Origin of the sequence: Pseudomonas sp. Cab53 (assembly GCF_018325965.1) — a bacterium.
Lineage (GTDB): Bacteria > Pseudomonadota > Gammaproteobacteria > Pseudomonadales > Pseudomonadaceae > Aquipseudomonas > Aquipseudomonas chlororaphis_E.
The window spans coordinates 4,999,937-5,025,930 of sequence record NZ_AP021902.1; the positions used below are offsets into that span (position 1 = coordinate 4,999,937).

The following is a 25,994-nucleotide window of genomic DNA, read 5'->3' on the forward strand; positions in this document are numbered from 1 at the left end:
AGGCAAGACGGCCGGGGGTCATCATGGGGCAAAAATCTCCAACAGCCTTGGCGCTATGCGGTCCAGGGCAAGTATATGGGCGGCAGCATCGATGGCGGCGGCGGCCTTTGGCATACCGTAGACCGCGCTGCTGCTCTGGTCCTGGGCGATGGTCACGCAACCCTGCTGGCGCATCAGTTTAAGCCCTTGCGCGCCATCGCGCCCCATGCCGGTGAGCAGTACGCCCACTGCGTCACCGCTCCAGAAGTGCGCGACGCTCTCGAAAAACACGTCGATGGAAGGGCGGTAGATCTCGTGCACCGGCTCGGCGGTGTAGGCCAGGGTGCCGTCCTTCAACAGCCGCAGGTGATGGTTGGTCCCGGCCAGCAGCACCGTGCCGCCCTGGGGTGTCTCGCCTTCCCGGGCCAGGCGAACGGTGTGCCCCGAGGCACTGCTCAGCCACTCGGCCATGCCCGCGGCAAATACCTCGTCCACGTGCTGGACCAGCACGATGGCCGGGGCAAAGTCGCGCGGCAAACCCTTGAGCAGGATCTCCAGGGCCGCCGGGCCGCCGGCCGACGAGCCGATGGCCACCAGGCGCTTGCGCGATACCGCCGCACGCTGCGACGCCGGCGCCGAGCGCTCGCGGTTGCCGCGCTCACCGATCAACCAGCCGATGTTGGCGATCTTGCGCAACAAGGGCGCCGCCGCATCGGCCGGGTTGCCGACGCCCAGAGCCGGCGTGTCGACCACGTCCAGCGCCCCGTGACCCATGGCCTCGAACACGCGGTGGACGTTCTGCTGGCTGTCACCGGTGACGATCACGATCGCGCACGGCGTGTCGGCCATGATCCGCCGGGTCGCCTCCACGCCGTCCATGATCGGCATGAACAGGTCCATCAGGATCAGGTCCGGGGTGTATTCGGCGCAGCGCTGCACCGCCTCGGCGCCATTGGCGGCCACCCAGACCAACTGGTGCGCCGGTTCGAACGCCAGGGCGCGGCGCAGGGCCTCGACCGCCAGGGGCATGTCATTGACGATGGCGACCTTCAAGCGCGTGCTCCTCCGATCAATTCGACCACGGCGTCGAGCAAGGCGTCGTCATGGAAGCTCGCCTTGGCTAGATAATAGTCGGCGCCGGCGTCCAGGCCACGACGGCGATCTTCTTCGCGGTCCTTGTAGGACACCACCATCACCGGCAGCGATTGCAGACGGTTGTCGCGCCGCAGCAGGGAGACCAGCTCGATGCCGTCCATGCGCGGCATGTCGATGTCGGTGATCAGCAGGTCGAAGTCTTCCGAACGCAAGGCGTTCCAGCCGTCCATGCCGTCCACCGCCACCGCCACGTCGTAACCGCGCCCCAGCAGCAGCTTGCGTTGCAGCTCGCGCACGGTCAGCGAATCGTCCACCACCAGGATGCGCTTGCGCGGGGCCTGGGCCTGGTCCTGCCGGGCAATGCGCTCCAGGCGCCCGGTGTCGAGCAGCTTGTCCACCGAACGCAACAGGTCTTCGACGTCGACGATCAACACCACCGAGCCGTCGTCCAGCAGGGCCCCGGCGGAAATGTCCTGGACCTTGCCCAGGCGTTCGTCCAGGGGCAGGACCACCAGGGTCCGCTCGCCAATGAAACGCTCCACCGCCACGCCATAGATCGCCTCACGCTCGCGGATCACCACCACTTTGAGGGTCTGTTGGTTGTTCTGCGTCGCCGGGCGATTGAGCAATTGGGTGGCCGCCACCAAGCCGACGTGCCGACCTTCGTACCAGAAATGCTGGCGTCCTTCGACCTGGACGATGTCTTCCGGCGCCAGGTCGCACATCCGCTCGATGTGGGCCAGGGGAAAGGCATAGGCCTCGTTGCCGACATCCACCACCAGGCTGCGCACCACCGACAGCGTCAACGGCACTTCGAGGTGGAAACGGCTGCCCTCGCCCGCCGTCTGCTCCAGCACCACCGACCCGCGCAACTGCCGGACCATGTGCTGGACGGCGTCCAGGCCGACACCGCGCCCGGACACTTCGGTGACTTTGTCGCGCAGACTGAAACCGGGCAGGAACAGGAACGTCAGCAGCTCCTCTTCGCTCAGGCTGGCGGCCGTCTGCTCAAGGGACAGGCCGCGCTCGACGATGCTGCGACGGACCCGCTCCAGGTCCACGCCGGCACCGTCGTCGGCCAGCTCCAGGACCAGCAACCCGGCCTGGTGAGAGGCCCGCAGGCGAATCAGGCCTTCGGCGGGCTTGCCGGCCAGTTGCCGTTGCTCCGGGGTTTCGATGCCATGGTCCACGGCGTTGCGCAAGAGGTGGGTCAGCGGCGCCTCGAGCTTCTCCAGCACATCGCGGTCGACCTGGGTTTTCTCGCCTTCGATTTCCAGGCGCACTTGCTTGCCCAGGCTGCGCCCCAGGTCGCGCACCATGCGCACCTGGCCGGAGAGCACATCGGCGAACGGGCGCATGCGGCAGGCCAGTGCCGTGTCATACAGCACTTGCGCCCGCTGACCGGCCTGCCAGGCGAATTCGTCCAGCTCGGCGGTTTTCTGCGCCAACAGTTGCTGGGTCTCGGCCAATAAGCGCCGCGCATCGTCGAGGGCTTCTTGGGCTTGCAGGCTCAGGGTGTGTTCCTTGAGGTGCACGTTCAACGCCTCAAGGGCACGCAAGCCATTGCCCTGTTGGCGCTTGAGCCGTTGCAGGGTCGCCAGCCAGGGCTTGAGGCGCTGGGTTTCCACCAGGGACTTGCTCGACAGGTCGAGCAAGCCGTTGAGACGCTCGGCGGTCACCCGCAGGACCCGCTCGCCACCTTCGATGACCCGCTTGCCCTTGGTGGCCGGCTCCGCGGGCTGCGGGGCTTGCGGCTCGGGCAACTCGACGCGGACCGGCGCCACCGGCACCTCGATCCTGGCCGGCGTCACCAACGCGTCCTGCACGACGCTGGGATCCAGCCAACGCCCCATCAGGCTGACATAGGCCTCGATCTCCGCGGCGCCCACGTCGTTGCCCGGCGTGGCGATGCGCGTCAGCAGGTCGGTGCCTTGCAGCAAGGCGTCGATGTGCTCGGCCGTCAGCACCAGGCGCCGTTCCTGGGCGCTGACCAGGCAATCCTCCATCACGTGGGCCACGCTGACCCCGGCGTCCACCCCGACGATCCGCGCCGCGCCCTTGAGCGAGTGCGCGGCGCGCATGCATGACTCCAGGTGATCGGCCTGGGTCGGGTCACGTTCCAGGGCCAGCAGCCCGGCACTCAGCACCTGGGTCTGGGCTTCGGCCTCCAGGCTGAACAACTCCAGCAGCGACGCGTCGCGCATCTGGTCAGGGGTCATGACAGGCTCCGGGTCACGGCAGACAACAACTGTTCTTCGTCCAGCCAGCGCAGGCTGCGCCCCTTGTAGGGCAACACGCCACGGGTGTACTTGCCGGCGGACGGCGAAGCGTTCGCCAGGATGCGTTCGTCGATGGCATGGATGCCGTCCACCTCGTCCACCGGTACCACCACCGCCCCGCCCTTGGCGGCGACGATGAGCATGCGCGGCTGGCTCCGGGCGCCGGACGCCACGGTGCCGCCGGGTTCCAGGTCCAACAGCTCCGCCAGCGACAGGCAGGCCACCAACGCCCCGCGCACGTTCGCCACGCCCAGCAAGGCCCGCGAACGCTGGTGCGGCAACGAATGGATCGGCTGCAACGGCGCGACCTCCACCAGGCTGCGGGTGGTCAGGCCCAGCCACTCTTCACCCAGGCGAAACATCAGCAACGAGCGGGTGACAAGGTCGCTGTCCACCGGCGCCTGGACCCGCGCCCGGTCATCCTGCTGCAAGGCGTAGCGGTCGAGCAGCCGCGTAGCGGCGGCCGAATACACCGAGCAATTGCGGCAGTGGATGTGCTCGACCAATAGCGGGCAGGACTTGTCGCCATGGATCCCGATACGGTTCCAGCAATCGTCGATTGCCTGGGCCTCGTCATGGATGACGTGGTAAGAAGCCGGACCGCTCATTGTTTACGCTCACTGTCTGCCGCGCGCCCACTGCGCGCGGCGCGTTCCTGCAATCGACGCGCGCCAGCCGCGTCTCCCTGGGAAGCCAGCAGCGCCGCCAGGTGCACCAGGGCCTCGGCGTGCTGCGGTTCAAGATAAAGCGCCTTGCGGTAGAAACCCTGGGCCTGGAGTGCGTCGCCGGCCATGTCGCTGAGCAACCCCAGCCAATAGAACACCTGGGCCACCGGCGCGTGGTTGCGCAGATACTGTTCGCACGCCGCACGGGCCTCGGCACTTTTGCCACCGTTGGCCAGGGCCGCGATCTGCGCCAGCAAGGCGTCAGCCTCGCGGTTTCCTGGCTCGGCAACCGGCGCCACCGTTGCGGCGAACGGCCGGGGCCTCGCCACCGGGGGGACAACCCGCGGGGGCGGCTGGCGCAGCGGTGGCGGGGTCGGCGCCAAGGCCGGCAACGGTTGTGGCTCGGCGACGCCCTGGCGGCTGAAGGCGAACGATTGGGGCACGCCGATTGAACGCATGCCCAGCCGCCCCAGCAGGCTGCCTTCGGCCGGGCCGATAAACAGCACGCCGTCCTGGTGGGTCAGGCGCTTGAGCACCTCGAACACCCGCTGCTGGATCGGTTGGTCGAAATAGATCAGCAGATTGCGGCAAAACACAAAGTCATAAGGCGCCTCGTTCACCAGCAACGCCGGATCCAGCAGGTTGCCCACTTGCAGGCGCACCTGCTCGCGCACCCGTTCGTCGAGGCGATAGCCGTCATCTTCAGCGACGAAATACCGCTCGCGAAAACCCAGGTCCGCCCCACGGAAGGAGTTCCTGTAGTAGCGCGCCTCCCTGGCCCGCTCCACCGACAGCGGGCTGACGTCCAGGCCATCGACCTTGAACTGATGGGGCTTGAGGCCCGCGTCGAACAAGGCCATGGCGATGGAATAGGGTTCCTCGCCGGTGGAGCACGGCAGGCTGAGGACGCGCAACGCACGCAGGTGGTTGATCTCGGCCAGGCGTTTGATGGCCAGCCTGGCCAGGGTCGCGAACGACTCCGGATAGCGAAAGAACCAGGTCTCCGGGACGATGACCGCTTCGATCAGCGCCTGCTGTTCCTGGGTCGAATGCTGCAGGGTTTGCCAGTACTCATCGGCGGTTCGTCCTACCACGGCCAGGATGCGCTGGCGCACCGCCCGCTCGATGATGGCGGTGCCAACAGACGTCACGTCGAGGCCGATGCGCGCCTTGAGGAAGTCGAAAAAGCGTTGGTCACTGCTCATGGCCGCGCCTCGAAATCATGCGGGTTGAGCGGCGGAGTGGGGAACAACATGGCGTGAACCGACGCGTCGAGCAGGTCATTGACCCGCACCCATTGCAGCAACCCCTGGGCGTCTTCGCGCACAGGGCCCAGGTACGGCGCCTGCCGGTTCTCCAGGCCATAGGGTTGGAAGTCCGCCGGATCGCAACGCAAGGTGTCGGTGGCCTGTTCCAGGATCAGCCCCAGCACATGCCCCGCCTGGCCGCTGTCGGGCCGGTAATGGACCAGCACCAAGCGCGTGCTGGTGCGGGCCTCGGCGTCCTGGCCGAATGTCAGGGCGCACAGGTCGATCACCGGCACCACCGTACCGCGCCAGGCAAACACGCCCGCCACCCAGGCCGGCGCTCGCGCAATGGGCTTGAGGGGCAGGCGCGGCAGTACCTCCACCACATCGATGGCCTGCAACGCATAACGTTCGTTGCCGATGCGAAACACCAGGAACAGCGCCTGGCGGGCCGTCGGCACGGTGCCATGCCGGGTCTCGAATTCGCCCATCAGACTTTGAAACGCGAGACGCCACTGCGCAGCCCTACGGCCACCTGGCTCAGTTCATCGATCGCGGAACTGGCCTGGCGCAAGGACTCCACGGTCTGGCTACTGGCGTCGCCCAGTTGCACCAGGGCATGGTTGATCTGCTCAGCCCCCGTGGCCTGGGCCTGCATGCCTTCGTTGACCATCAACACCCGCGGTGCCAGCGCCTGGACCTGATGGATGATCTGTGACAGCTGCTCGCCGACCTGCTGCACCTCGGCCATGCCTCGACGCACTTCTTCGGAGAACTTGTCCATGCCCATCACGCCGGCCGATACGGCGGACTGGATCTCGCGCACCATTTGCTCGATGTCGTAGGTCGCCACGGCGGTCTGGTCGGCCAGGCGACGCACTTCGGTGGCCACCACGGCGAAGCCGCGCCCGTATTCACCGGCCTTCTCGGCCTCGATGGCGGCGTTGAGGGACAACAGGTTGGTCTGGTCCGCCACCTTGACGATGGTCACCACCACCTGATTGATGTTGCCGGCCTTCTCGTTGAGGATCGCCAGCTTGGCGTTCACCAGGTCGGCGGCGCCCATCACCGAATGCATGGTGTCTTCCATGCGCGCCAGGCCTTGCTGGCCGGAGCCGGCGGCCACCGAGGCCTGGTCGGCAGCGGTGGAAACCTCGGTCATGGTGCGCACCAGGTCGCGGGACGTGGCGGCGATTTCCCGGGACGTCGCGCCGATCTCGGTGGTGGTGGCGGCGGTTTCAGTGGCCGTGGCCTGTTGCTGCCGTGACGTGGCGGCGATCTCGGTCACCGACGTGGTGACCTGAACCGACGAACGCTGGGCCTGGGCCACCAGCGATGTCAGTTCGGCCATCATGTCGTTGAAGCCGGTTTCCACCGCGCCGAATTCGTCCTTGCGCGCCAGGTTCAGGCGCCCGCTCAGGTCGCCGCTGCGCATGACGTCGAGGATCTCCACGATGCGGTTCATCGGCGCCATGATCGCGCGCATCAGCAACAGCCCGCACAGCAGCGCGATGATGAGCGCGACGAGAAATGACAGGCCCATGGCCACCTTGGCCGCCGTCACCGCATCGCCGATGGTCTGGGTGGCGTTTTGCGCGAGCTCGCGATTGCGTTCGATGATGCGGTTCAGGTGCCCGCGGCCGCCGATCCAGGCCGGCGTCAGCTCCTTGTCCAGGATCTGCCGCGCGCCTTCGTAGTCCTTGCGCTGGTACAAGTCCAGGACCTTGGCCATGGCTTGGTTGAACGCCTGGTGGTTGGCCTCGAACTCGTCGAAAGACGCCTGGTCGGCGGGGTTCTGGATCAGTTTTTCATAGTTCTCTATTTCTTCGCGCAGGTGCTGCTCGAAGCCCTGGTAGCGGGCCTTGTCCTCGGCGGTGAGCTCGCGGTTTCCGGAAAGGCCGACGATCTGCTGGGTCAGGACGTAGTTGTCGACCCAGCCACCGCGAATCATGGAGCTGTAGTACACCCCCGGCACCGCATCGGCACGCACCCGTTCTTCACTGTCCTGGATCTTCAGCAACCGCGAGTACGAGACAACCACCATGAGCAGCATGATGGCGATGATCACCGCGAAACTCGCCAGGATGCGTTGGCGCAATGTCCAGTTCTTCACAGTAAAACCTCAGGCACTTTGAAAATGCTGGGGAGTATAGCTGAGGGCCGGGGAACGGCTGTATGGGCGCGCCCTGCAAAAAACTGTGGGAGCGAGCCTGCTCGCTCCCACAGGAGGTGTTTTCTGAAGGGGTATTTGCGTGGGGGATCAGGCGGCCTGGCGCACCTGTTTCTCCAGCTCGGCCTTCAATCCCGGCTCCAGCTTGAGCTGGCGGGCCAGTTCGTCGAGGTAGGACTTCTCCATGAAGTTTTCCTCGTCCACCAGCATCACACTGGCGACGTACATTTCCGCGGCGATTTCCGGGGTGCCGGCGGCGCGGGCGACATCGGTGGGGTCCAGGGGCTTGTTGAGTTCGGCGTGCAGCCAGTGTTGCAGTTCCTGGTCGTTGTCGAGCTTGGTGAACTCGCCTTCGATCAGCTCGCGCTCACGCTCATCCACATGGCCGTCGGCCTTGGCGGCCGCCACCAGGGCCTTGAGGATCGCCTGGCTGTGCTGTTCGACCTGCGCCGGGGGCACGCGGTCCAGGGTCTGCGGTTCGGTTTGCGGGGCGCGGCCCTGCTGGGCCTGCCAGTTGCCATAGGCCTTGTAGGCGATCACGCCCAGCGCGGCCAAGCCGCCATAGGCCAAGGCCTTGCCGCCGAACTGGCGGGCTTTCTTGTTTCCCAGCAGCAGCCCCATGGCCCCGGCGGCCAGGGCCCCCTTGCCGGAGAGCATTGCGCCCAGGTTGCCGGAGCCCCCGAGCAAGCCGCCCAAGCCACCGGACGCCTTGTCTTGTGAGCCGCCGGCCTTGTTCTGCAACATCTCCTGGCCAGACTTGAGGAGTTGATCGAGCAATCCACGGGTGTTCATTTACCACCTCCACGCATTCGGGTTAACCGGATCATTAAGGCCACCAGCCTAGATCGAAAGTGCCCTTGTACAGCGGCAAGTTTGCTTCCAGATGTTGCCTGACTACGCTAATAGCTAGCCATCCATAGCGTATCGCCCCGTTCCGACACTGCCCCGACCACAATTAAAGCAAGAGGGATTCCCATGTACGCGCACAAGACCGTATTGCTCAGCGCAATGACCACGGCGCTGCTGACCGGTGTCAGCCTCCAGGCCGCCGAGCTGCCCAAGGCGATTGGCGCTGGCGAAGGCCAGCTGGATATCGTGGCCTGGCCGGGCTACATCGAACGCGGCGAAAGCGACAAGGCCTACGATTGGGTGAGCGGTTTCGAGCAGGAAACCGGTTGCAAGGTGAACGTGAAGACCGCGGCGACCTCCGACGAAATGGTCAGCCTGATGACCAAGGGTGGCTACGACCTGGTCACCGCCTCGGGCGATGCCTCGCTGCGCTTGATTGCCGGCAAGCGGGTGCAGCCGATCAACACGGCGCTGATCCCCAACTGGCAGAACCTCGACCCACGCCTCAAGGATGCGCCGTGGTACGTGGTCAACCAGCAGACCTACGGCACACCGTACCAGTGGGGCCCGAACGTACTGATGTACAACACCGAGGTGTTCAAGCAGGCACCGACCAGCTGGGGCATGTTGTTCAACGCCCAGGACCTGCCCGACGGCAAACCGAACAAGGGGCGCGTGCAAGCCTACGACGGTCCGATCTACATCGCCGACGCAGCGCTCTACCTCAAGACCGCCAAGCCTGAGCTGGGCATCAAGGACCCTTATCAGCTCGACGAGGCGCAATACAAGGCCGTGCTGCAATTGCTGCGAGCGCAGCAACCGTTGATCCATCGTTACTGGCACGACACCACCGTGCAGATGAGTGACTTCAAGAACGAGGGTGTCGTGGCGTCCGGGGCCTGGCCGTACCAGGTCAACGGCCTGATGAACGAGAAACAGCCGATCGCCTCGACCGTCCCGAAAGAAGGCGCCACCGGTTGGGCCGATACCACGATGCTCCACGCCGACGCCAAGCACCCCAACTGCGCCTACAAATGGATGGACTGGTCGCTGCAACCGAAAGTCCAGGGTGACGTGGCCGCCTGGTTCGGCTCCCTGCCGGCGGTGCCGGCGGCGTGCAAAGGCAGCGAACTGCTCGGCGCCGAAGGCTGCAAGACCAACGGCTTCGATCAGTTCGACAAGATCGCCTTCTGGAAAACCCCGCAGGCCGAGGGGGGCAAGTACGTGCCCTACAGCCGCTGGACCCAGGACTACATTGCGATCATGGGTGGGCGGTAAGGCCCGGCACATAAATGGGAGTAGCCCCTGTGGCGAGGGAGCTTGCTCCCGCTGGCGTGCGAAGCGCGCCCAAAACCGAGCGACGCGGTATTAGCTGACACACCGCATCGCCTGGTTTTAGGGCGGCTGCGCCACCCAGCGGGAGCAAGCTCCCTCGCCACGGGGTCGCGTGCCAATCATTGAAGGTTCATACCCGCCCCGCTTTTTGGAGCCCCGCACCATGACGCTTGCAGTCCAATTCACCCAGGTATCCCGTCAGTTCGGCGATGTGAAAGCCGTTGACCGGGTTTCAATCGATATCCAGGACGGCGAGTTCTTTTCCATGCTGGGCCCCTCCGGTTCGGGCAAGACCACCTGCCTGCGCCTGATCGCCGGGTTCGAGCAGCCCAGTGAAGGCTCGATCCGCATCCACGGCGAGGAAGCCACGGGACTGGCGCCCTACCAGCGGGACGTCAACACGGTGTTCCAGGACTACGCCCTCTTCCCGCACATGAACGTGCGCGACAACGTGGCCTACGGCTTGAAGGTCAAGGGCGTGGCCAAGGCCGAGCGCATCAAGCGCGCCGAAGACGCCCTGGAGATGGTCGCCCTGGGCGGCTACGGCGAGCGCAAGCCGGCCCAGCTCTCCGGCGGCCAGCGCCAACGCGTGGCCCTGGCCCGTGCGCTGGTCAATCGCCCGCGGGTGCTGCTGCTGGACGAGCCCCTGGGGGCTCTGGACCTGAAGCTGCGGGAACAGATGCAGGGCGAGCTGAAAAAACTGCAACGCCAGTTGGGCATCACGTTCATCTTCGTCACCCATGACCAGACCGAAGCGCTGTCGATGTCCGACCGCGTGGCGGTGTTCAACAAGGGGCGCATCGAACAGGTCGACACCCCGCGCAATTTGTACATGAAGCCGGCGACCACCTTCGTCGCCGAGTTCGTCGGCACCTCCAACGTGATCCGTGGCGAGCTGGCGCAAACCCTGAGCGGTTATCCACAGCCCTTCTCGATCCGCCCCGAACACCTGCGGTTTGCCGACGGCCCGCTGGCCGCGCATGAGATCGAAGTCCACGGCCTGCTCCACGACATCCAGTACCAGGGCAGCGCCACGCGCTACGAGTTGAAGCTTGCCAACGGCCAGGTCCTGAACCTCAGCCAGGCCAACACCCAATGGGACGACCCGGGGACCCGCCACCAGGCCGGCCAGCACCTGGCCGTGCGCTGGGCCCGCGAGGCGATGATCCCCCTGCACGACAGCGTCCCGGGCGAGGCGTGACATGAACACACCGGCCTTGCGCTCCGCCACCGCATCGGGCTCGCTGCGACGGTTCTCCAACCTGTTGTACCGACGCCCCAACCTCTACCTGTCGATGTTACTGGTGCCGCCGCTGATCTGGTTCGGCGCGGTCTACCTGGGTTCGCTGCTGACCCTGTTGTGGCAGGGGTTCTACACCTTCGACGACTTCACCATGGCCGTCACGCCGGACCTGACCCTGGCGAACTTCGTCGCCCTGTTCCAACCCTCGAATGTCGACATCATCCTGCGCACCGTGAGCATGGCCATCGTCGTGTCCATCGCCAGCGCGATCGTCGCGTTCCCGATTGCCTACTACATGGCGCGCTACACCCGAGGCAAGACCAAGGCGTTTTTCTACATCGCGGTGATGCTGCCGATGTGGGCCAGCTACATCGTCAAGGCCTATGCCTGGACGCTCCTGCTGGCCAAGGGCGGCGTGGCGCAGTGGTTCATCCAGCAACTGGGCCTGGGACCGTCGCTGCAGTTCGTGCTTGGCGTCCCCGGCGTCGGGGGCAGCACGCTTTCCACCTCGCACCTGGGGCGCTTCCTGGTGTTTGTCTACATCTGGCTGCCCTTCATGATCCTGCCGATCCAGGCCTCCCTCGAACGCCTGCCGCCGTCGCTGCTGCAAGCCTCGGCAGACCTGGGCGCCAAACCGCGCCAGACGTTCATGCAGGTGATTGTGCCGCTGTCGATCCCAGGCATCGCCGCCGGCTCGATCTTCACGTTTTCACTCACCCTGGGGGATTTCATCGTGCCCCAACTGGTGGGGCCGCCGGGCTACTTCGTCGGCAGCATGGTCTACGCCCAGCAAGGGGCCATCGGCAACATGCCCATGGCGGCCGCCTTCACGCTGGTGCCCATCGTGCTGATCGCCGTGTACCTGTCCATCGTCAAACGCCTGGGGGCTTTCGATGCACTCTGACTCCTTGTCCCGAGCGTCCTGGGGGCTGCGTCTTGCGGCATGGGGCGGGCTGGTATTCCTGCACTTTCCGATCCTGATCATCGTCCTCTACGCGTTCAACACCGAGGACGCGGCGTTCAGCTTTCCGCCCAAGGGCCTGACCCTGAAGTGGTTCAGCGTCGCCTTCGCACGCCCCGACGTGCTGGAAGCGATCAAGTTGTCGCTGCAGGTCGCGGCCATCGCCACGCTGATCGCCATGGTGCTTGGCACGTTGGCCTCGGCGGCGCTGTACCGGCGTGAATTCTTCGGCAAGCAGGCCATTTCATTGATGCTGATCCTGCCGATCGCCCTGCCGGGGATCATCACCGGCATCGCGTTGCTGGCGACGTTCAAGAGCCTGGGGATCGAGCCGGGGATGTTCACCATCATCGTTGGCCATGCAACCTTTTGCGTAGTGATCGTCTATAACAATGTCATCGCGCGCCTGCGCCGCACCGCCTACAGCCTGATCGAGGCGTCGATGGACCTGGGGGCCGACGGCTGGCAGACGTTCCGCTACATCATCCTGCCCAACCTGGGCTCGGCGTTGCTGGCCGGCGGGATGCTGGCATTTGCGCTGTCGTTCGACGAAATTATCGTCACCACCTTCACCGCCGGCCACGAACGCACGCTGCCGCTGTGGCTGCTCAATCAACTCAGCCGGCCCCGCGACGTGCCGGTGACCAACGTGGTAGCGATGCTGGTGATGCTGGTGACCATGCTGCCGATACTGGGGGCCTATTACCTGACCCGAGGAGGCGAAAGCGTGGCGGGCAGCGGGGGAAAATGAATCAGCCACTGACGACTATCCAGTGAGGGAGCGAGCGGCTCTCTGCCACAAAAAACAAAACAGCGAGAGGAGGACAGGGAGATGCAAACCAAACTACTGATCAACGGCCACCTGGTGGACGGCGAAGGGCCTGGTCAAGCCGTGTTCAACCCTGCGCTGGGCCGGGTGCTGGTGGAAATCAACGAGGCCAGCGAAGCCCAGGTGGACGCCGCCGTGCGCGCCGCCGACAGTGCGTTCGACAGCTGGTCCCAGGTGGCCCCCAAGGACCGCTCCTTGCTGCTGCTTCGGCTGGCCGACGCCATCGAGGCCCACGGCGAGGAACTGGCAAAGCTGGAGTCGGACAATTGCGGCAAGCCCCTGAGCGCCGCGCTGAACGATGAGATCCCGGCGATCGCCGACGTGTTCCGCTTCTTTGCCGGCGCCAGCCGCTGCATGAACGGTTCGGCCGGCGGCGAGTACCTGCCGGGGCACACCTCGATGATCCGTCGCGACCCGGTGGGCGTCGTCGCCTCCATCGCACCGTGGAACTACCCGCTGATGATGGTCGCCTGGAAAATCGCCCCGGCCCTGGCCGCCGGCAATACCGTGGTGCTCAAGCCATCGGAACAGACCCCGCTGACGGCGTTGCGCCTGGCGCAACTGGCGTCAGAGATCTTCCCGGCCGGCGTGCTCAACGTGGTGTTCGGTCGCGGGCCGACCGTTGGCCAGCCCCTGGTGACCCACCCAAAAGTGCGCATGGTCTCGTTGACCGGCTCCATTGCCACCGGCTCGAACATCATTTCCAGCACCGCCGACAGCGTCAAGCGCACGCACATGGAACTGGGCGGCAAGGCCCCGGTGATCATCTTCGACGACGCCGACATCGACGCCGCGGTGGAAGGCATCCGCACCTTCGGCTTCTACAACGCCGGCCAGGATTGCACCGCCGCCTGCCGTATCTATGCCCAGCAAGGCATCTATGACACTTTTGTCGAAAAACTCGGCGCGGCGGTCAGCAGCATCAAGTACGGCCTGCAAACCGCCGCCGACACCGAGATGGGCCCGCTGATCACCGCCCAGCATCGCGACCGCGTGGCCGGGTTCGTCGAGCGCGCCATCGCCCAGGCGCATATTCGCCTGGTCACCGGCGGCAAGGCCGTGGAGGGCAACGGGTTCTTCTTCGAGCCGACCGTGCTGGCCGATGCCCAGCAGGATGACGAAATCGTCCGCCGGGAAGTCTTCGGGCCGGTGGTTTCCGTCACACCGTTCCTCGATGAAGCGCAAGTGCTGGCCTGGGCCAACGATTCGGACTACGGCCTGGCGTCCTCGGTATGGACCGCCGACGTCGGTCGCGCCCATCGCCTGGCGGCACGCCTGCAATACGGCTGCACCTGGGTCAACACCCACTTCATGCTCGTCAGCGAAATGCCCCATGGCGGTCAGAAACGCTCCGGCTACGGCAAGGACATGTCCATGTATGGGCTGGAGGATTACACGGTGGTGCGCCATGTGATGTTCAAGCACTGAGTCAAGACAACGTTGGCAACACATGCCCACGGTTGCCGGGTCGAGGTCCTGCTAAGGTTTTCGTCGATCGATGCACGTTCGCCGGTTGACGGAAATCCTGGCAGAACCTAGGGTGTCTACAACGTATACACCCTAGGAGATCAGCCATGGCCTCGCCCGTTTTATCCTTTCGCGTGGAAGAAGGTCTGGCCCAACAGCTGGATTTGTTGGCCATCGCCACCGACCGCGATCGTCAATACCACCTCAAGCGTGCACTGGTCCGATATGTGGAGGCCGAATCCTGGCATCTGCAAGCCATCAGCGAAGGCGTGGCAGACGCCGACGCTGGAAACCTGACCGACCTGGACGCCGTTAAGGCTAAGTGGGCAAAGCGTGCCGAGCATCGTACTGACCGACAAAGCACAGAGTGACCTCGACTCGATTCACGAACACTACCAAGCTGCCCTCGGCAAGAACGGCGCAGCTGCTGCCATCATCACGATCCTGGAAACCTTGCAACGCCTGCAGCGTTTTCCGGGTTCGGGCCGCCCCTCGATCGCACCCGATATCCGAGAGCTGGTGCTGACACGCTACCCGTTCGTTATCCCCTACCGTATGGTGCATGCACAAGTGCAGATTCTGCGGATATTGCACCAACGCAACGAGCGTCCACAGGACTGGTCGCCGGAATGACATCGGTGATGCCCGTCCACTCCGGCCGTCGATCCTGCCCTTAGAACCTCGAAACACTCCTCATTGCATCCACCAGGTAGCGCATGGCGATCCGGTCGCTTTCCGACAGTTCCCGATAGCGCTCCACCAGTTTCAGTTCTTCCAGGCTCAAGCGCCGCGACCTGCGCCCATGAGTCAGGTTTGGAAAGATCCCCAGTATTTCAGCGATGCCCTGTATTTTCGTCATGAGCGTATGTCCTTCTGTACGTCGAATGTAACTGATAGCGCGTGTGGATCCCGGCGTGGATCGCCTGTCACGCTAGAGAATAGGGAGGTTTCCAACCGGGAGAAGGGAGTTTTAGAGTAATTAGTCAAAAAATGCCGCAATCCTTATAAAAAAAGAAATAACTGTAAGAAATTTTGACTTAGCCCCGCTTTCCGTTCTCCCGGCACCCGCTCATCCCCTATGATTTTGCGCCTCGGTGAACCGATCCAGCTCTCAGGCATCTGTTCTAACGTTCGTCGCGTTTGGCCAAAGGCATGTCCGAACTCCTTCATCAGTCTTCTGTTGCCAGGATGGGCACGGGATTGTTTCGAGAAAGGTTGTATTTATGCACCGCAGGAACCTGCTCAAGGCCTCCATGGCCTTTGCCGCCTACACCGGGCTGTCAGCCTCAGGGCTCATGGCCGCGCGCGCCTGGGCTGCTGATCAGACCGCCGACGGCGAAGCCCGTCCCTTCGATTTCGATTCGCTGAAAGACCAGGCCCGCAAACTGGCCGCCAGCCGCTACGTCGACACCAAGCAAGTCTTGCCGCCGACCCTGGCGCAGATGTCGCCCTTGCAGTTCAACGCCATTCAGTACGACGCCAATCACTCCCTGTGGAATGAGCTGGAAGGTCGGCAACTGGACGCGCAGTTCTTCCACGTCGGCATGGGCTTCAAGCAGCCGGTGCGCATGTACAGCCTCGACCCGAAGACCCGCATGGCCCGTGAGGTGCACTTCCGCCCGGAGCTGTTCAACTACGAGAAAACCACGGTCAACACCTCGCAACTGACGGGTGACCTGGGCTTCGCCGGCTTTCGCGTGTTCAAGGCGCCAGAGCTGGCCCGCCACGACATCGTGTCGTTCCTGGGGGCCAGTTATTTCCGCGCCGTCGATGCCAGCGGCCAGTACGGGCTGTCGGCTCGCGGCCTGGCCATCGACACCTACGCCAAGAAGCGCGAGGAGTTCCCGGACTTCACCAAGTTCTGGTTCGAAACCCCGGACAAGAACAGCACCCGCTTCGTGGTCTACGCCTTGCTCGACTCCCCCAGCGCCACCGGTGCCTATCGGTTCGACATCGATTGCCAACCGACCCGTGTGGTGATGGAAATCGATGCGCACATCAACGCCCGCACCGCCATCGAACAACTGGGTATCGCGCCGATGACCAGCATGTTCAGTTGCGGCACCGTCGAGCGGCGCATGTGCGACACCATCCATCCGCAAATCCATGACTCCGACCGGCTGGCCATGTGGCGCGGCAACGGCGAGTGGGTCTGCCGTCCGTTGAACAACCCCGCCACCCTGCAATTCAACGCCTTTGCCGACAACAATCCGAAAGGTTTCGGCCTGGTACAGACCGACCATGACTTCGCCAGCTACCAGGACACCGTGGACTGGTACAGCAAGCGCCCGAGCCTGTGGGTCGAGCCGACGACGGCCTGGGGCGAGGGCTCGGTCGACCTGCTGGAAATTCCTACGACCGGCGAAACCCTGGATAACATCGTCGCGTTCTGGACACCGAAGAAACCGGTGGCCGCCGGCGACTCGCTGAACTACGGCTACAAACTCTACTGGAGCGCCCTGCCCCCGGTCAGCACGGACCTGGCCCATGTCGATGCAACCCGTTCGGGCATGGGCGGCTTCATCGAAGGCTGGGCGCCGGGCGAACACTACCCGACCGTCTGGGCCCGCCGCTTCGCCGTGGACTTCAGCGGCGGCGGTCTCGACCAGTTGCCACCGGGCACTGGCATCGAACCGGTGGTGACCTGCTCCCACGGCGAGGTGAAGGATTTCAACGTACTGGTGCTGGACGCGATCAAGGGCTACCGCATCACCTTCGACTGGTACCCGACCGACGACCGCGTCGACCCGGTGCAGATGCGCCTGTTCATCCGCACCAAGGACCGGACCTTGAGCGAGACCTGGCTGTACCAGTACTTCCCGCCAGCGCCGGACAAGCGCAAGTATCCCTGAGCCCTGCTGCGTCAGGGATGACGCCTTCGCGAGCAAGCCCGCTCCCATAGATTACGTGTGAACAACACGAATCCACTGTGGGAGCGAGCTTGCTCGCGAAGACGGCAGTACCAACACTCACGATTTCAGATAAGCAAAAAGCCCCGGCCAATGACGACCGGGGCTTTTTTGTTTTACCAAACACTCAATCGCGCAAATCCGATTCATGGATCGGCTGGTCCCGATGCGTCGCCCGCTGGTACTGCGCCGGCCACACGGCCTTGCGCCCGCCCAGGTCATCGTCGGCGTGCAAGGCCCAGTACGGATCACGCAACAATTCGCGGGCCAGGAAGATGATGTCTGCCTGGCAGGTCCGCAGGATGTGTTCGGCCTGGGCCGGTTCGGTGATCATGCCCACCGTACCGGTGGCGATTTCCGATTCCTTGCGCACCCGTTCGGCAAAGCGGGTCTGGTAGCCAGGGCCGGTGGGGATCTCGGCGTTGGCGGCGGTGCCACCCGAGGACACGTCGATCAGGTCCACCCCCAACGCCCTGAGGCGCCGTGCCAGCTCCACGGTTTCATCCGGGTTCCAGCCGTCCTCGACCCAGTCGGTGGCGGAAACGCGCACGAACACCGGCAGCTCTTCAGGCCAGACCGCCCGGATCGCTTCGGTGACTTGCAGCACCAGGCGGATTCGGTTTTCGAACGAACCGCCATATTGATCGCGGCGCTGATTGCTCAAGGGCGACAGGAATTGATGCAGCAGGTAACCGTGGGCGGCGTGGACTTCGACCACCTTGAACCCGGCGGTGAGGGCGCGCTTGGCCGAATCGACGAACGCCTGGATCAGGCCGGCGATCTGCCCCTCGTCCAACTGGACCGGCTGGGTGTGTTGCGGGTCGAAGGCGATCGGTGACGGACCGACCGGCACCCAGCCGCCATCCGCCGGCTTCACGCTGCCGTGGTTGCCCAGCCAGGGGCGCCAGGTACTGGCCTTGCGTCCGGCGTGGGCCAACTGGATACCCGGCACGGCCCCCTGGGCGGTGATGAAACGGGTAATGCGTTGCAGCGGTTCGATCTGTTCATCGTTCCACAGCCCCAGGTCCTGGGCGGTGATACGGCCGTCAGCCGTGACGGCGGTGGCTTCGGTGAACACCAGGCCGGCGCCACCAACGGCGCGGCTGCCCAGGTGGACCAAATGCCAGTCGTTGGCCAGGCCATCGACGCTCGAATATTGGCACATCGGTGAGACCGCGATGCGATTGGGCAGGGTCAATTGACGAAGGGTATAGGGTTCCAGCAGCAGACTCATGGGGCACCTCTCGAATCAGTGGGCAGGCTCCAGGGTTCTGTTTGAACAGTCGACGAGTGACAAAAGCGCAACACCCGCCCCCGCGGGCAACGAAAATCGACAAGACGTCACAAGGGCTATCAAGCAGTGCTTAGAGCCTAGTCGACAACGTGGGATAAGGCAGGGTTCAGAATCTAAAACAAGCTACTGTGGCGAGGGGATTTATCCCCGCTGGGCTGCGCAGCAGCCCCAAAACCTGGCATCGAGGTGTACCTGGCATACCTCGTCAGCCAATTTGCGGCTGCTGTGCAGCCGAACGGGGATAAATCCCCTCGCCACAGGGAGATCATCGCCTTGGGAATCTGTGTGTTTACCGCGGCTCGATATGGGCAATCATCAACTGCACGGTTTCCTGGCCGCGGAACTCGTTGAGGTCGAGCTTATAGGCCAGTTCCACCCAGCGCACGGTAGGGTTGGGCCAGATCTCGCGGTCGATGCCAAAGGCGATGCCATCAAGCTTCACCGAGCCGCACTCGCTCTTGAGGACCACCTTCAAGTGCCGTTCGCCCACCACCCGCTGTTCCACCAACTGAAACACGCCGTGGAACATCGGCTCGGGGAAATGCTGGCCCCAGGGCCCGGCATGACGCAGCGCCCGGGCCAGTTCCAGGTGGAACTCCTCGACCGCCAACGTGCCGTCCGACAACAGCCGCCCGGTCAGGTCTTCGTCGCGCAGTTGCCTGCGCACTTCAGCGTCGAACGCCTCGGCAAACAACGGGAAATTCGCTTCCGGCAACGTCAGCCCCGCCGCCATGGCGTGGCCGCCGTACTTGCTGATCAGGGTCGGATGCTGCGCCGCCACCACGCTCAGCGCATCGCGAATGTGGAACCCCGGCACCGAGCGTCCCGAGCCCTTGAGTAAGCCGTCACCGGCGTCGGCAAAGGCGATGGTCGGTCGGAAATAGCGCTCTTTCATCCGCGAGGCGAGAATCCCGATCACCCCTTGGTGCCACTGCGGGTCGAACAGGCACAAGCCGAACGGCATCGACTCCACAGGCAGCTCCTTGAGCTGGGCCAGGGCTTCGCGCTGCATGCCTTGCTCGATGGATTTGCGGTCCTGGTTCATGCCATCCAGTTGCGCGGCCATTTCCCGCGCCAGGGCCGGGTCGTCGGTGAGCAGGCATTCAATGCCCAGGCTCATGTCATCCAGGCGCCCCGCCGCATTCAGGCGCGGCCCAAGGATAAACCCGAGGTCCGTGGAGGTGATGCGCGAAGGGTCGCGCTTGGCCACTTCCAGGATGGCCTTGATGCCTGGGCGGGCGCGCCCGGCACGAATCCGCTCCAGCCCCTGGTGCACCAGGATGCGGTTGTTGGCGTCCAGGGGCACCACGTCGGCGACGCTGCCCAGGGCCACCAGGTCGAGCAACTCGCCAATGTTCGGTTGCGGCGTGCTGGCGTACCACCCCAGGCTGCGCAGGCGGGCCCGCAGCGCCATCAGCACGTAGAAGATCACCCCGACCCCGGCCAGCGCCTTGCTCGGAAACTCACAGCCAGGCTGGTTCGGGTTGACGATGGCATCGGCCGCCGGCAGTTCGAGGCCCGGCAAGTGGTGGTCGGTGACCAGCACCTTGAGCCCCGCGGCCTTCGCCGCCGCCACGCCTTCCACGCTGGAAATCCCGTTGTCGACGGTGATCAGCAACTGCGGCTCGCGAGCCAGCGCGACTTCGACGATTTCCGGGGTCAGGCCATAGCCATACTCGAAGCGGTTGGGCACCAGGTAGTCGACATGGGCCGCACCAAGCAGGCGCAGCCCCAGCATGCCGACGGTGCTGGCGGTCGCGCCATCGGCGTCGAAGTCGCCGACGATCAGGATCCGCTGGCGCTGCTCCAGCGCCACCACCAACAGGTCAACCGCCGCGTCGATGCCCTTGAGCTGCTGGAACGGAATCAGGCGCGCCAGGCTCTTGTCCAGCTCGGCCTCGGACTGCACGCCACGGGCGGCGTACAGGCGAGTCAACAAGGGCGGCAGGTCCCCCAGAAACGGCAGGGTGTCGGGTAGCTGGCGGGGTTCTATGCGCATGGAGTGACGGACATTTCTCTATAAAGCTGTGGAATTTTGATGACTTGTGGCGAGGGAGCTTGATGCCGTGGTGGCTCAACCACGCTCGCCCAGCAACCATTGCAACTGGACTTCATGCTGACCGCGGTCATCGGTCACGAACACCGTGCCCTCGCTTATCATCACGTCCCACTTGATCACCCGGGGCATGTCCTGGGCCAGGGTTTCGAGCACTTCTTGGGGCACCGCGGCGATGTTGACGTTCTTCAGGTTCTTGATCGCCGGAATCACCTTGCCTTCCCAGACGCGCAAGCTGCCGTAGGCCAGCAGGCTGGTGCGCTCGGTGCGGCGCGAGCACCAGGTCAGGCGATCGGCATCGGGCTGACCGACTTCGATCCAGTGCAGCACACGGTCATCCAGGCTTTTTTCCCACAACGCTGGCTCATCGACATCCGACAGACCACGTCCAAAAGACAGCAGCTCGTTGTACCAGAGCGCGTAGGCCAGCAGACGCACGGTCATGCGTTCCTCGGTCTCCGAAGGGTGGCGGGCGATGGTCTGCTTCACGTTCTCGTAGACATTACGGTCGAGGTCGGTGAGGTTCAGTTCAAACTTGTAGGTCGTGGACGGCTGGGCCATGAACAGGGCTTCTTGATACGGGGAAAGGCGGCAAGTCTAACCGATGACGCGGGCAATCCACGAATTGCCGACCATCAACCTGCGGCGACTGACCCTGGCCTATGATAAAACGCTCTATTCGTTCTGCCTTGTCCTACAGGATCCGCCATGTCGCTCACTGCCAAACCCCTTGCCGGCGTCAAAGTCATCGAACTGGGCACCCTGATCGCCGGGCCCTTCGCTTCGCGAATCTGCGGTGAATTCGGCGCCGAGGTGATCAAGGTCGAATCGCCGGACGGCGGCGATCCGCTGCGCAAGTGGCGCAAGCTGTATGAAGGCACGTCCCTGTGGTGGTTCGTCCAGGCGCGCAACAAGCAATCCCTGACCCTGAACCTGAAACACCCCGAAGGCCTGCAGATCCTGAAAAAACTGATCGGCGAAGCCGACATCCTGATCGAGAACTTCCGGCCCGGCGTGCTGGAAAAACTCGGCCTGGGCTGGGACGTCCTGCACGCGCTCAACCCCAGGCTGGTGATGGTGCGGCTGTCGGGTTTCGGCCAGACCGGGCCGATGAAAGACCAGCCAGGGTTTGGCGCGGTGGGTGAATCCATGGGAGGCCTGCGCTACATCACCGGCTTCGAAGACCGTCCGCCCGTGCGCACCGGGATTTCCATCGGCGACTCCATCGCCGCACTCTGGGGCGTGATCGGCGCGCTCATGGCCCTGCGCCACCGCGAAGTCAACGGCGGCACCGGCCAGGTGGTGGACGTGGCGTTGTACGAGGCGATCTTCGCCATGATGGAAAGCATGGTGCCGGAGTTCGACGTGTTCGGTTTCATCCGTGAGCGCACCGGCAATATCATGCCCGGCATCACACCGTCGTCGATCCACACCAGCGCCGACGGCAAGCACGTGCAGATCGGCGCCAACGGTGACGCGATCTTCAAGCGCTTCATGCAGCTCATCGGTCGCGACGACCTGGCCAATGACCCGCAACTGGCCAGCAACGATGGCCGTGACGCCCGCCGTGACGAGTTGTATGGCGTCATCGACCGCTGGGTCAATTCACTGCCCCTCGATGTCGTCATCGAACAGTTGAACCAGGCCGGCGTGCCGGCCAGCCGGATATTCAGCGCCGAGGACATGTTCAACGACCCGCAATTCCTCGCCCGGGAAATGTTCCTGCAGGCCAAGTTGCCAGACGGCAAGGGGTTCAAGATGCCCGGTATCGTCCCGAAACTGTCGGACACGCCGGGCACTTGCGACTGGGTCGGGCCGACGTTGGGGAACACAACGCACAAGTGCTCGGCGAGCTTGGCTACGATGCACAGCAGATCGCCAAGCTGCGCACCGACGGCGCTATTTGACACACCACAGCGGGCCGTCACTGAAGATCAAGTTGTGGGAGCAAGCTTGCTCCCACAAAGGTTGCGCGCTAAAACACAAACGCCAGGCAAAAAGAAACCCCGAGCAGTGGGGAGACAACTCGGGGTTAAACGTAACCATTCATGGTTAGTACAACAAGCGACGAGCACCGGAGCACAATGCTCGCTCTTGTTGGTAAAAGGTCTGACTCACCAAAGCGTAGGAAGGTTCCCACGAACTCGGGTCAATTCGGGGCAACCATGACCTTGTCGCCCGCCAGATTACGCAGCGCCGCTATCACACAGGGCTCCAGGCGCCCCTCGGCAATCAGTACATCGCGATGCAGGCCGTCGACCACGTCCGTCAGCTGACGCTTGTCGGTCAATTGGGCTTGGTTGAACACTCGTTCGACCATAATGGCCCCGGAGGCATTCTTCAGCGTCACCAGGCATTCGCCCTTGGCGCCAGAGGGAGTCAGCGAGACCTGATACGGGCTCAAAGCCTCACCCAGCAATAGGCTGATACTTTCCATTCGCTCACCCTTCAATAGTCCGAAAACAACTGCGTGTACCCAGTAAATGACCGTGGGCCGCAACAGAAAGTTCGCCAGCGCAGCGAGGCGGCACACCTGAGCCTCGTTCAACCGAGCATGCGCGTGCAATGTGACAGGCAAACAACAGGCCGGCGCATCGCGAACGCTGCGGGATCAGGCCAGCAAGCCATCGGAACGACACCACCGGCGCCCTGCGTCCTTCCAGCCGCCCAGCAGCCCGCGCAACTGCCCATCGGCCCCGTAGAACGGCACCGACCAATGGTAGATATTGCGCAAACCGCCATTGAACAGCAGTTGCCGGTCGGCAAATCGGGATTGTCCGGTGCGCAACTGCTCCATCATTTCGCCATGCAGCTGTTCGGCGGTGGCCGGGGGGAAAACGCTGGAATCCGTCAATCGCGTGCCCCGCAGCTTTTCGAAACGCGTCGCCAACAGGTCTTCGTAACTTTTGTTGCACATGATCAGGCGCCCTTCCAGGTCGCGGATGAAGATCGGATCGGGAATCGCGTCCATCAAGGCCCGCTGCAACATCAACTGGTCCTTGAGCACGGCCTCGGCCTTGAGGCGCTGATCGACCTGGATCTGCAGCCGACGGTTCCACAGCACGGACAACAGGCCGAACAGCGCGACCGTGATCACGCACCAGTACCCCCACGTCGACACGCGCTGCCACAGCGAAGGCGCAGGGCTGGGGAGCGTGCCCGCCAGCCACTTGGCACGCAGTGCGCGCATGTCCTCGGCCGGAAACCCTTCCAGCGCCTTGTTCAGGATCCCCAGCAAGGGGGTGAGGTCCTGGCGCACCGCCAGGTAGTCCGGTTCCCAGCGCCCCTCAAGGCTGGCGCCGACCTGCAACTGCCCCGCCGGGTAGAGGTGCACGCTGGTTTCGTTCTCGATGGTGGCGAAGGCCTCCCGGCTTTCCACCAACGCCCGCGCCTCCCCATACGTCTTGACCGTGCGCAACTCGATGGTCGGGTAGTCGCGCCGGATCTCCGCCTCCAGGGCATGCCGGGCGGGCAACGCCAGGACCTTGCCCTTGAGCTGCTCCAGCGAATGGAGCACCGTCTCCCCGGCCCGGCCAACCAATACCCAGCCGAAGCCGCCAAATGCATGGCTGAAATGGAGGAAGTCCCGGCGTTCGTCATTCATCGCCAGATTGGCGGTCATGTCCGCCTCGCCATTCTCCAGCATGGTCAATAACTGGCCAGGGGAAAACGACTCCCGGTGCACGAACTCAAGGCCGGTCATCAGCGCAATGCGCTGGAGAATGTCGTGGTTCAAGCCGTCCCACTGCCCCAGCTCATTCTTGAACAGGTACAGCGGAAACTGCATCGAGGCCACCACGACCCGCGGGTTTTCCCTGATCCACTTCAATTCCCGGGCATCCAGTACCAGCCGTTCGCCAGGGTTGAGCGGTGGCGCCTGGACGGTGGTCAACGGCGTCGCCCCGCCCCACGGCGCCCAGTACATCAACGCCAGGCCTGCCACCCAACTGCGCAAGGGTTCGGATTTGATAAAAAACAACATCTGCACTTTCCTTCGAGATGACTCGCTCGTCCCTCCCAGGGCCGAAAACCCGATCAGTTTGGCATGCAGAAACAAGAAAGCCCGTCAGGAGACGGGCTTCAAAATGTGACAGGTTCAGGCGGTCAGAGTGGCTTTCCGCGGTTGCCATGCTGACTGACAAAGGCCTGCACGGCAGCCAGGTCGTTGGGCAACACGGTGCAACGCTCATCTCTCTCAAACAAATCAGAAAGATGTGCAGGCAGTTCCAGCGCTTTTCCTACACCCGCTTGCTCCACGGCTTCCGGGAACTTGACCGGATGGGCCGTCCCCAGGACCACCATCGGGATGTCCAGGCTGCGACGGCACTCACGGGCGGCCTTGACGCCGATGGCGGTGTGCGGGTCGAGCAACTCGCCGCATTGGCTGAAGACCTCGGCGATGGTTTCGCAGGTTTGCGCGTCATCCACGGCCAGGGAATCGAACAGCTTGCGGGCTTCGGTCCAGCGCTCGGGCTCGACGCTGAAGCCGCCGCCCTGCTTGAAGCTGTCCATCAGGCCGGCGATGGCCGCGCCATTGCGACCGTGCAGGTCGAACAGCAAGCGTTCGAAGTTCGACGAGACCATGATGTCCATCGACGGCGACAACGTGGCGTGCAGGGTTTCCTTGACGTACTGGTTGCCGCTCATGAAGCGGTGCAGGATGTCGTTGCGGTTGGTGGCGACGATCAACTGGTTGATCGGCAGGCCCATGTTGCGCGCCAGGTAGCCGGCGAAGATATCGCCAAAGTTGCCGGTGGGTACCGAGAACGCCACGGAACGGGCCGGGCCGCCCAGTTGCAGGGCTGCGTGGAAGTAATAAACGATCTGGGCCATGATCCGTGCCCAGTTGATCGAATTCACCGCCACCAGCCGGGTGCCCTTGAGGAAACCCTGATCGGCGAAACTGGCCTTGACCATTTCCTGGCAGTCGTCGAAGTTGCCTTCGATGGCGATGTTGTGGATGTTATCGCCGAAGATGGTCGTCATCTGCCGACGCTGCACTTCCGAGACACGGTTGTGCGGGTGCAGGATGAAGATGTCGACGTTCTCGCAATGCTTGCAGCCTTCGATGGCGGCCGAGCCGGTGTCGCCGGAGGTGGCGCCCACGATCACCACGCGCTCGCCACGTTTTTGCAACACGTAGTCCAGCAGGCGGCCGAGCAATTGCAGGGCGAAGTCCTTGAACGCCAGGGTCGGGCCGTGGAACAGCTCCATCACCCACTCGTTACCGTTGAGCTGACGCAGCGGTGCGATAGCGTTGTGGGAAAAGACCCCGTAGGTCTCTTCGAGAATCTTTTTGAAATCGGCGTCCGGGATGCTGCCGGTGACGAACGGGCGCATGACCCGGAACGCCAGCTCGTGGTACGGCAGGCCGGCCCAGGAGGCGATTTCTTCCTGGGTGAAACGGGGCAGGTTTTCCGGCACATAGAGGCCGCCGTCCGTGGCCAGGCCGGCCAGCAGGACATCTTCGAAATTCAGGGCCGGTGCCTGGCCGCGGGTGCTGATATAGCGCATGGGGGCAAACCTTTGGTTTGAGCTTCGAGCTTCGAGCTGCAAGCTACAAGTTGACAGCGGATCGGCTTTTACTTGGAGCTTGCAGCTTGCGGCTTGCAGCTT

At 63.8% G+C, this 25,994-nt stretch carries 22 protein-coding genes and 1 pseudogene; 9 read left to right on the forward strand and 14 right to left on the reverse strand.

Annotated features, from left to right (window positions below; translation table 11 throughout):
- Nucleotides 1-21: 21 nt before the first annotated feature.
- The 7 genes from KI241_RS21850 to KI241_RS21880 form a co-directional block, all read right to left on the reverse strand.
- Nucleotides 22-1,032, reverse strand: a complete 1,011-nt coding sequence (locus tag KI241_RS21850; protein WP_042730682.1) for a chemotaxis response regulator protein-glutamate methylesterase — start codon at nucleotides 1,030-1,032, stop codon at nucleotides 22-24.
- Entirely contained in the window at nucleotides 1,029-3,293 is a 2,265-nt protein-coding gene (locus KI241_RS21855) for a hybrid sensor histidine kinase/response regulator (protein ID WP_042730681.1), read from the reverse strand. Before KI241_RS21855 ends, KI241_RS21850 begins: the two co-directional genes overlap by 4 nt.
- Nucleotides 3,290-3,961, reverse strand: a complete 672-nt coding sequence (locus tag KI241_RS21860) for a chemotaxis protein CheW (RefSeq protein ID WP_042730680.1) — start codon at nucleotides 3,959-3,961, stop codon at nucleotides 3,290-3,292. Before KI241_RS21860 ends, KI241_RS21855 begins: the two co-directional genes overlap by 4 nt.
- Nucleotides 3,958-5,223, reverse strand: a complete 1,266-nt coding sequence (locus KI241_RS21865; RefSeq protein ID WP_042730679.1) for a protein-glutamate O-methyltransferase CheR — start codon at nucleotides 5,221-5,223, stop codon at nucleotides 3,958-3,960. Before KI241_RS21865 ends, KI241_RS21860 begins: the two co-directional genes overlap by 4 nt.
- Nucleotides 5,220-5,756 carry a chemotaxis protein CheW gene (locus tag KI241_RS21870; RefSeq protein ID WP_042730678.1) on the reverse strand — a complete coding sequence of 179 codons (537 nt, stop codon included), beginning with the start codon at nucleotides 5,754-5,756 and terminating at the stop codon, nucleotides 5,220-5,222. The genes KI241_RS21865 and KI241_RS21870 overlap by 4 nt, the downstream gene beginning before the upstream one ends.
- Nucleotides 5,756-7,378 carry a methyl-accepting chemotaxis protein gene (locus KI241_RS21875; protein ID WP_042730677.1) on the reverse strand — a complete coding sequence of 541 codons (1,623 nt, stop codon included), beginning with the start codon at nucleotides 7,376-7,378 and terminating at the stop codon, nucleotides 5,756-5,758. Before KI241_RS21875 ends, KI241_RS21870 begins: the two co-directional genes overlap by 1 nt.
- 147 nt (nucleotides 7,379-7,525) lie before the next feature.
- A complete protein-coding gene (locus tag KI241_RS21880) occupies nucleotides 7,526-8,227 on the reverse strand; it encodes a tellurite resistance TerB family protein (protein WP_042730676.1) in 702 nt (233 codons plus the stop codon).
- Nucleotides 8,228-8,410: 183 nt separating this feature from the next.
- On the opposite strand from KI241_RS21880, the gene ydcS reads away from it, so the two are divergent.
- From ydcS to KI241_RS21915, 7 genes are all read left to right on the forward strand, one after another.
- Complete coding sequence (gene ydcS, locus KI241_RS21885; protein WP_212802987.1) at nucleotides 8,411-9,562, forward strand: putative ABC transporter substrate-binding protein YdcS; 1,152 nt, start codon at nucleotides 8,411-8,413, stop codon at nucleotides 9,560-9,562.
- Between the two features lie 220 nt (nucleotides 9,563-9,782).
- Complete coding sequence (locus tag KI241_RS21890) at nucleotides 9,783-10,820, forward strand: ABC transporter ATP-binding protein (RefSeq protein ID WP_042730041.1); 1,038 nt, start codon at nucleotides 9,783-9,785, stop codon at nucleotides 10,818-10,820.
- A 1-nt stretch (nucleotide 10,821) separates the two neighbouring features.
- A complete protein-coding gene (locus tag KI241_RS21895) occupies nucleotides 10,822-11,766 on the forward strand; it encodes an ABC transporter permease (protein ID WP_042730042.1) in 945 nt (314 codons plus the stop codon).
- Nucleotides 11,756-12,574 carry an ABC transporter permease gene (locus KI241_RS21900; protein WP_042730043.1) on the forward strand — a complete coding sequence of 273 codons (819 nt, stop codon included), beginning with the start codon at nucleotides 11,756-11,758 and terminating at the stop codon, nucleotides 12,572-12,574. The genes KI241_RS21895 and KI241_RS21900 overlap by 11 nt, the downstream gene beginning before the upstream one ends.
- Before the next feature lie 81 nt (nucleotides 12,575-12,655).
- Nucleotides 12,656-14,080 carry a gamma-aminobutyraldehyde dehydrogenase gene (locus KI241_RS21905; RefSeq protein WP_042730044.1) on the forward strand — a complete coding sequence of 475 codons (1,425 nt, stop codon included), beginning with the start codon at nucleotides 12,656-12,658 and terminating at the stop codon, nucleotides 14,078-14,080.
- Nucleotides 14,081-14,226: 146 nt separating this feature from the next.
- On the forward strand, nucleotides 14,227-14,490 hold the full coding sequence (locus tag KI241_RS21910) for a transcriptional regulator (RefSeq protein WP_042730045.1): 264 nt from the start codon (nucleotides 14,227-14,229) through the stop codon (nucleotides 14,488-14,490).
- Complete coding sequence (locus KI241_RS21915; protein ID WP_042730046.1) at nucleotides 14,453-14,752, forward strand: type II toxin-antitoxin system RelE/ParE family toxin; 300 nt, start codon at nucleotides 14,453-14,455, stop codon at nucleotides 14,750-14,752. The genes KI241_RS21910 and KI241_RS21915 overlap by 38 nt, the downstream gene beginning before the upstream one ends.
- A 40-nt stretch (nucleotides 14,753-14,792) precedes the next feature.
- Here the strand turns inward: KI241_RS21915 and KI241_RS21920 are convergent, their stop codons facing one another.
- On the reverse strand, nucleotides 14,793-14,978 hold the full coding sequence (locus tag KI241_RS21920) for a hypothetical protein (protein WP_042730047.1): 186 nt from the start codon (nucleotides 14,976-14,978) through the stop codon (nucleotides 14,793-14,795).
- 364 nt (nucleotides 14,979-15,342) lie between these two features.
- Here KI241_RS21920 and KI241_RS21925 point away from each other — a divergent pair, with 364 nt between their 5' ends.
- On the forward strand, nucleotides 15,343-16,971 hold the full coding sequence (locus KI241_RS21925; RefSeq protein ID WP_047736754.1) for a glucan biosynthesis protein D: 1,629 nt from the start codon (nucleotides 15,343-15,345) through the stop codon (nucleotides 16,969-16,971).
- 184 nt (nucleotides 16,972-17,155) lie between these two features.
- Here KI241_RS21925 and KI241_RS21930 read toward each other — a convergent pair whose 3' ends face one another.
- From KI241_RS21930 to KI241_RS21940, 3 genes are all read right to left on the reverse strand, one after another.
- Nucleotides 17,156-18,262 carry an NADH:flavin oxidoreductase/NADH oxidase gene (locus tag KI241_RS21930; RefSeq protein ID WP_042730049.1) on the reverse strand — a complete coding sequence of 369 codons (1,107 nt, stop codon included), beginning with the start codon at nucleotides 18,260-18,262 and terminating at the stop codon, nucleotides 17,156-17,158.
- A 349-nt stretch (nucleotides 18,263-18,611) separates the two neighbouring features.
- Nucleotides 18,612-20,321, reverse strand: coding sequence for a single-stranded-DNA-specific exonuclease RecJ (recJ, locus tag KI241_RS21935; RefSeq protein WP_042730050.1), 1,710 nt, complete (start codon nucleotides 20,319-20,321; stop codon nucleotides 18,612-18,614).
- A 75-nt stretch (nucleotides 20,322-20,396) separates the two neighbouring features.
- Entirely contained in the window at nucleotides 20,397-20,939 is a 543-nt protein-coding gene (locus KI241_RS21940; protein ID WP_047736757.1) for a YaeQ family protein, read from the reverse strand.
- Between the two features lie 147 nt (nucleotides 20,940-21,086).
- Here KI241_RS21940 and KI241_RS21945 point away from each other — a divergent pair.
- Nucleotides 21,087-22,285: pseudogene (locus tag KI241_RS21945) on the forward strand (CaiB/BaiF CoA-transferase family protein).
- Nucleotides 22,286-22,527: 242 nt separating this feature from the next.
- Here the strand turns inward: KI241_RS21945 and KI241_RS21950 are convergent.
- From KI241_RS21950 to thrC, 3 genes are all read right to left on the reverse strand, one after another.
- Nucleotides 22,528-22,815: a DUF3509 domain-containing protein gene (locus tag KI241_RS21950; protein ID WP_042730053.1), complete on the reverse strand. Its 288-nt coding sequence runs from the start codon at nucleotides 22,813-22,815 to the stop codon at nucleotides 22,528-22,530.
- Between the two features lie 174 nt (nucleotides 22,816-22,989).
- Nucleotides 22,990-24,360, reverse strand: coding sequence for a transporter substrate-binding domain-containing protein (locus KI241_RS21955; protein WP_212802988.1), 1,371 nt, complete (start codon nucleotides 24,358-24,360; stop codon nucleotides 22,990-22,992).
- 122 nt (nucleotides 24,361-24,482) lie between these two features.
- On the reverse strand, nucleotides 24,483-25,892 hold the full coding sequence (gene thrC / locus KI241_RS21960) for a threonine synthase (RefSeq protein ID WP_047736763.1): 1,410 nt from the start codon (nucleotides 25,890-25,892) through the stop codon (nucleotides 24,483-24,485).
- Between the last annotated feature and the right edge of the window lie 102 nt (nucleotides 25,893-25,994).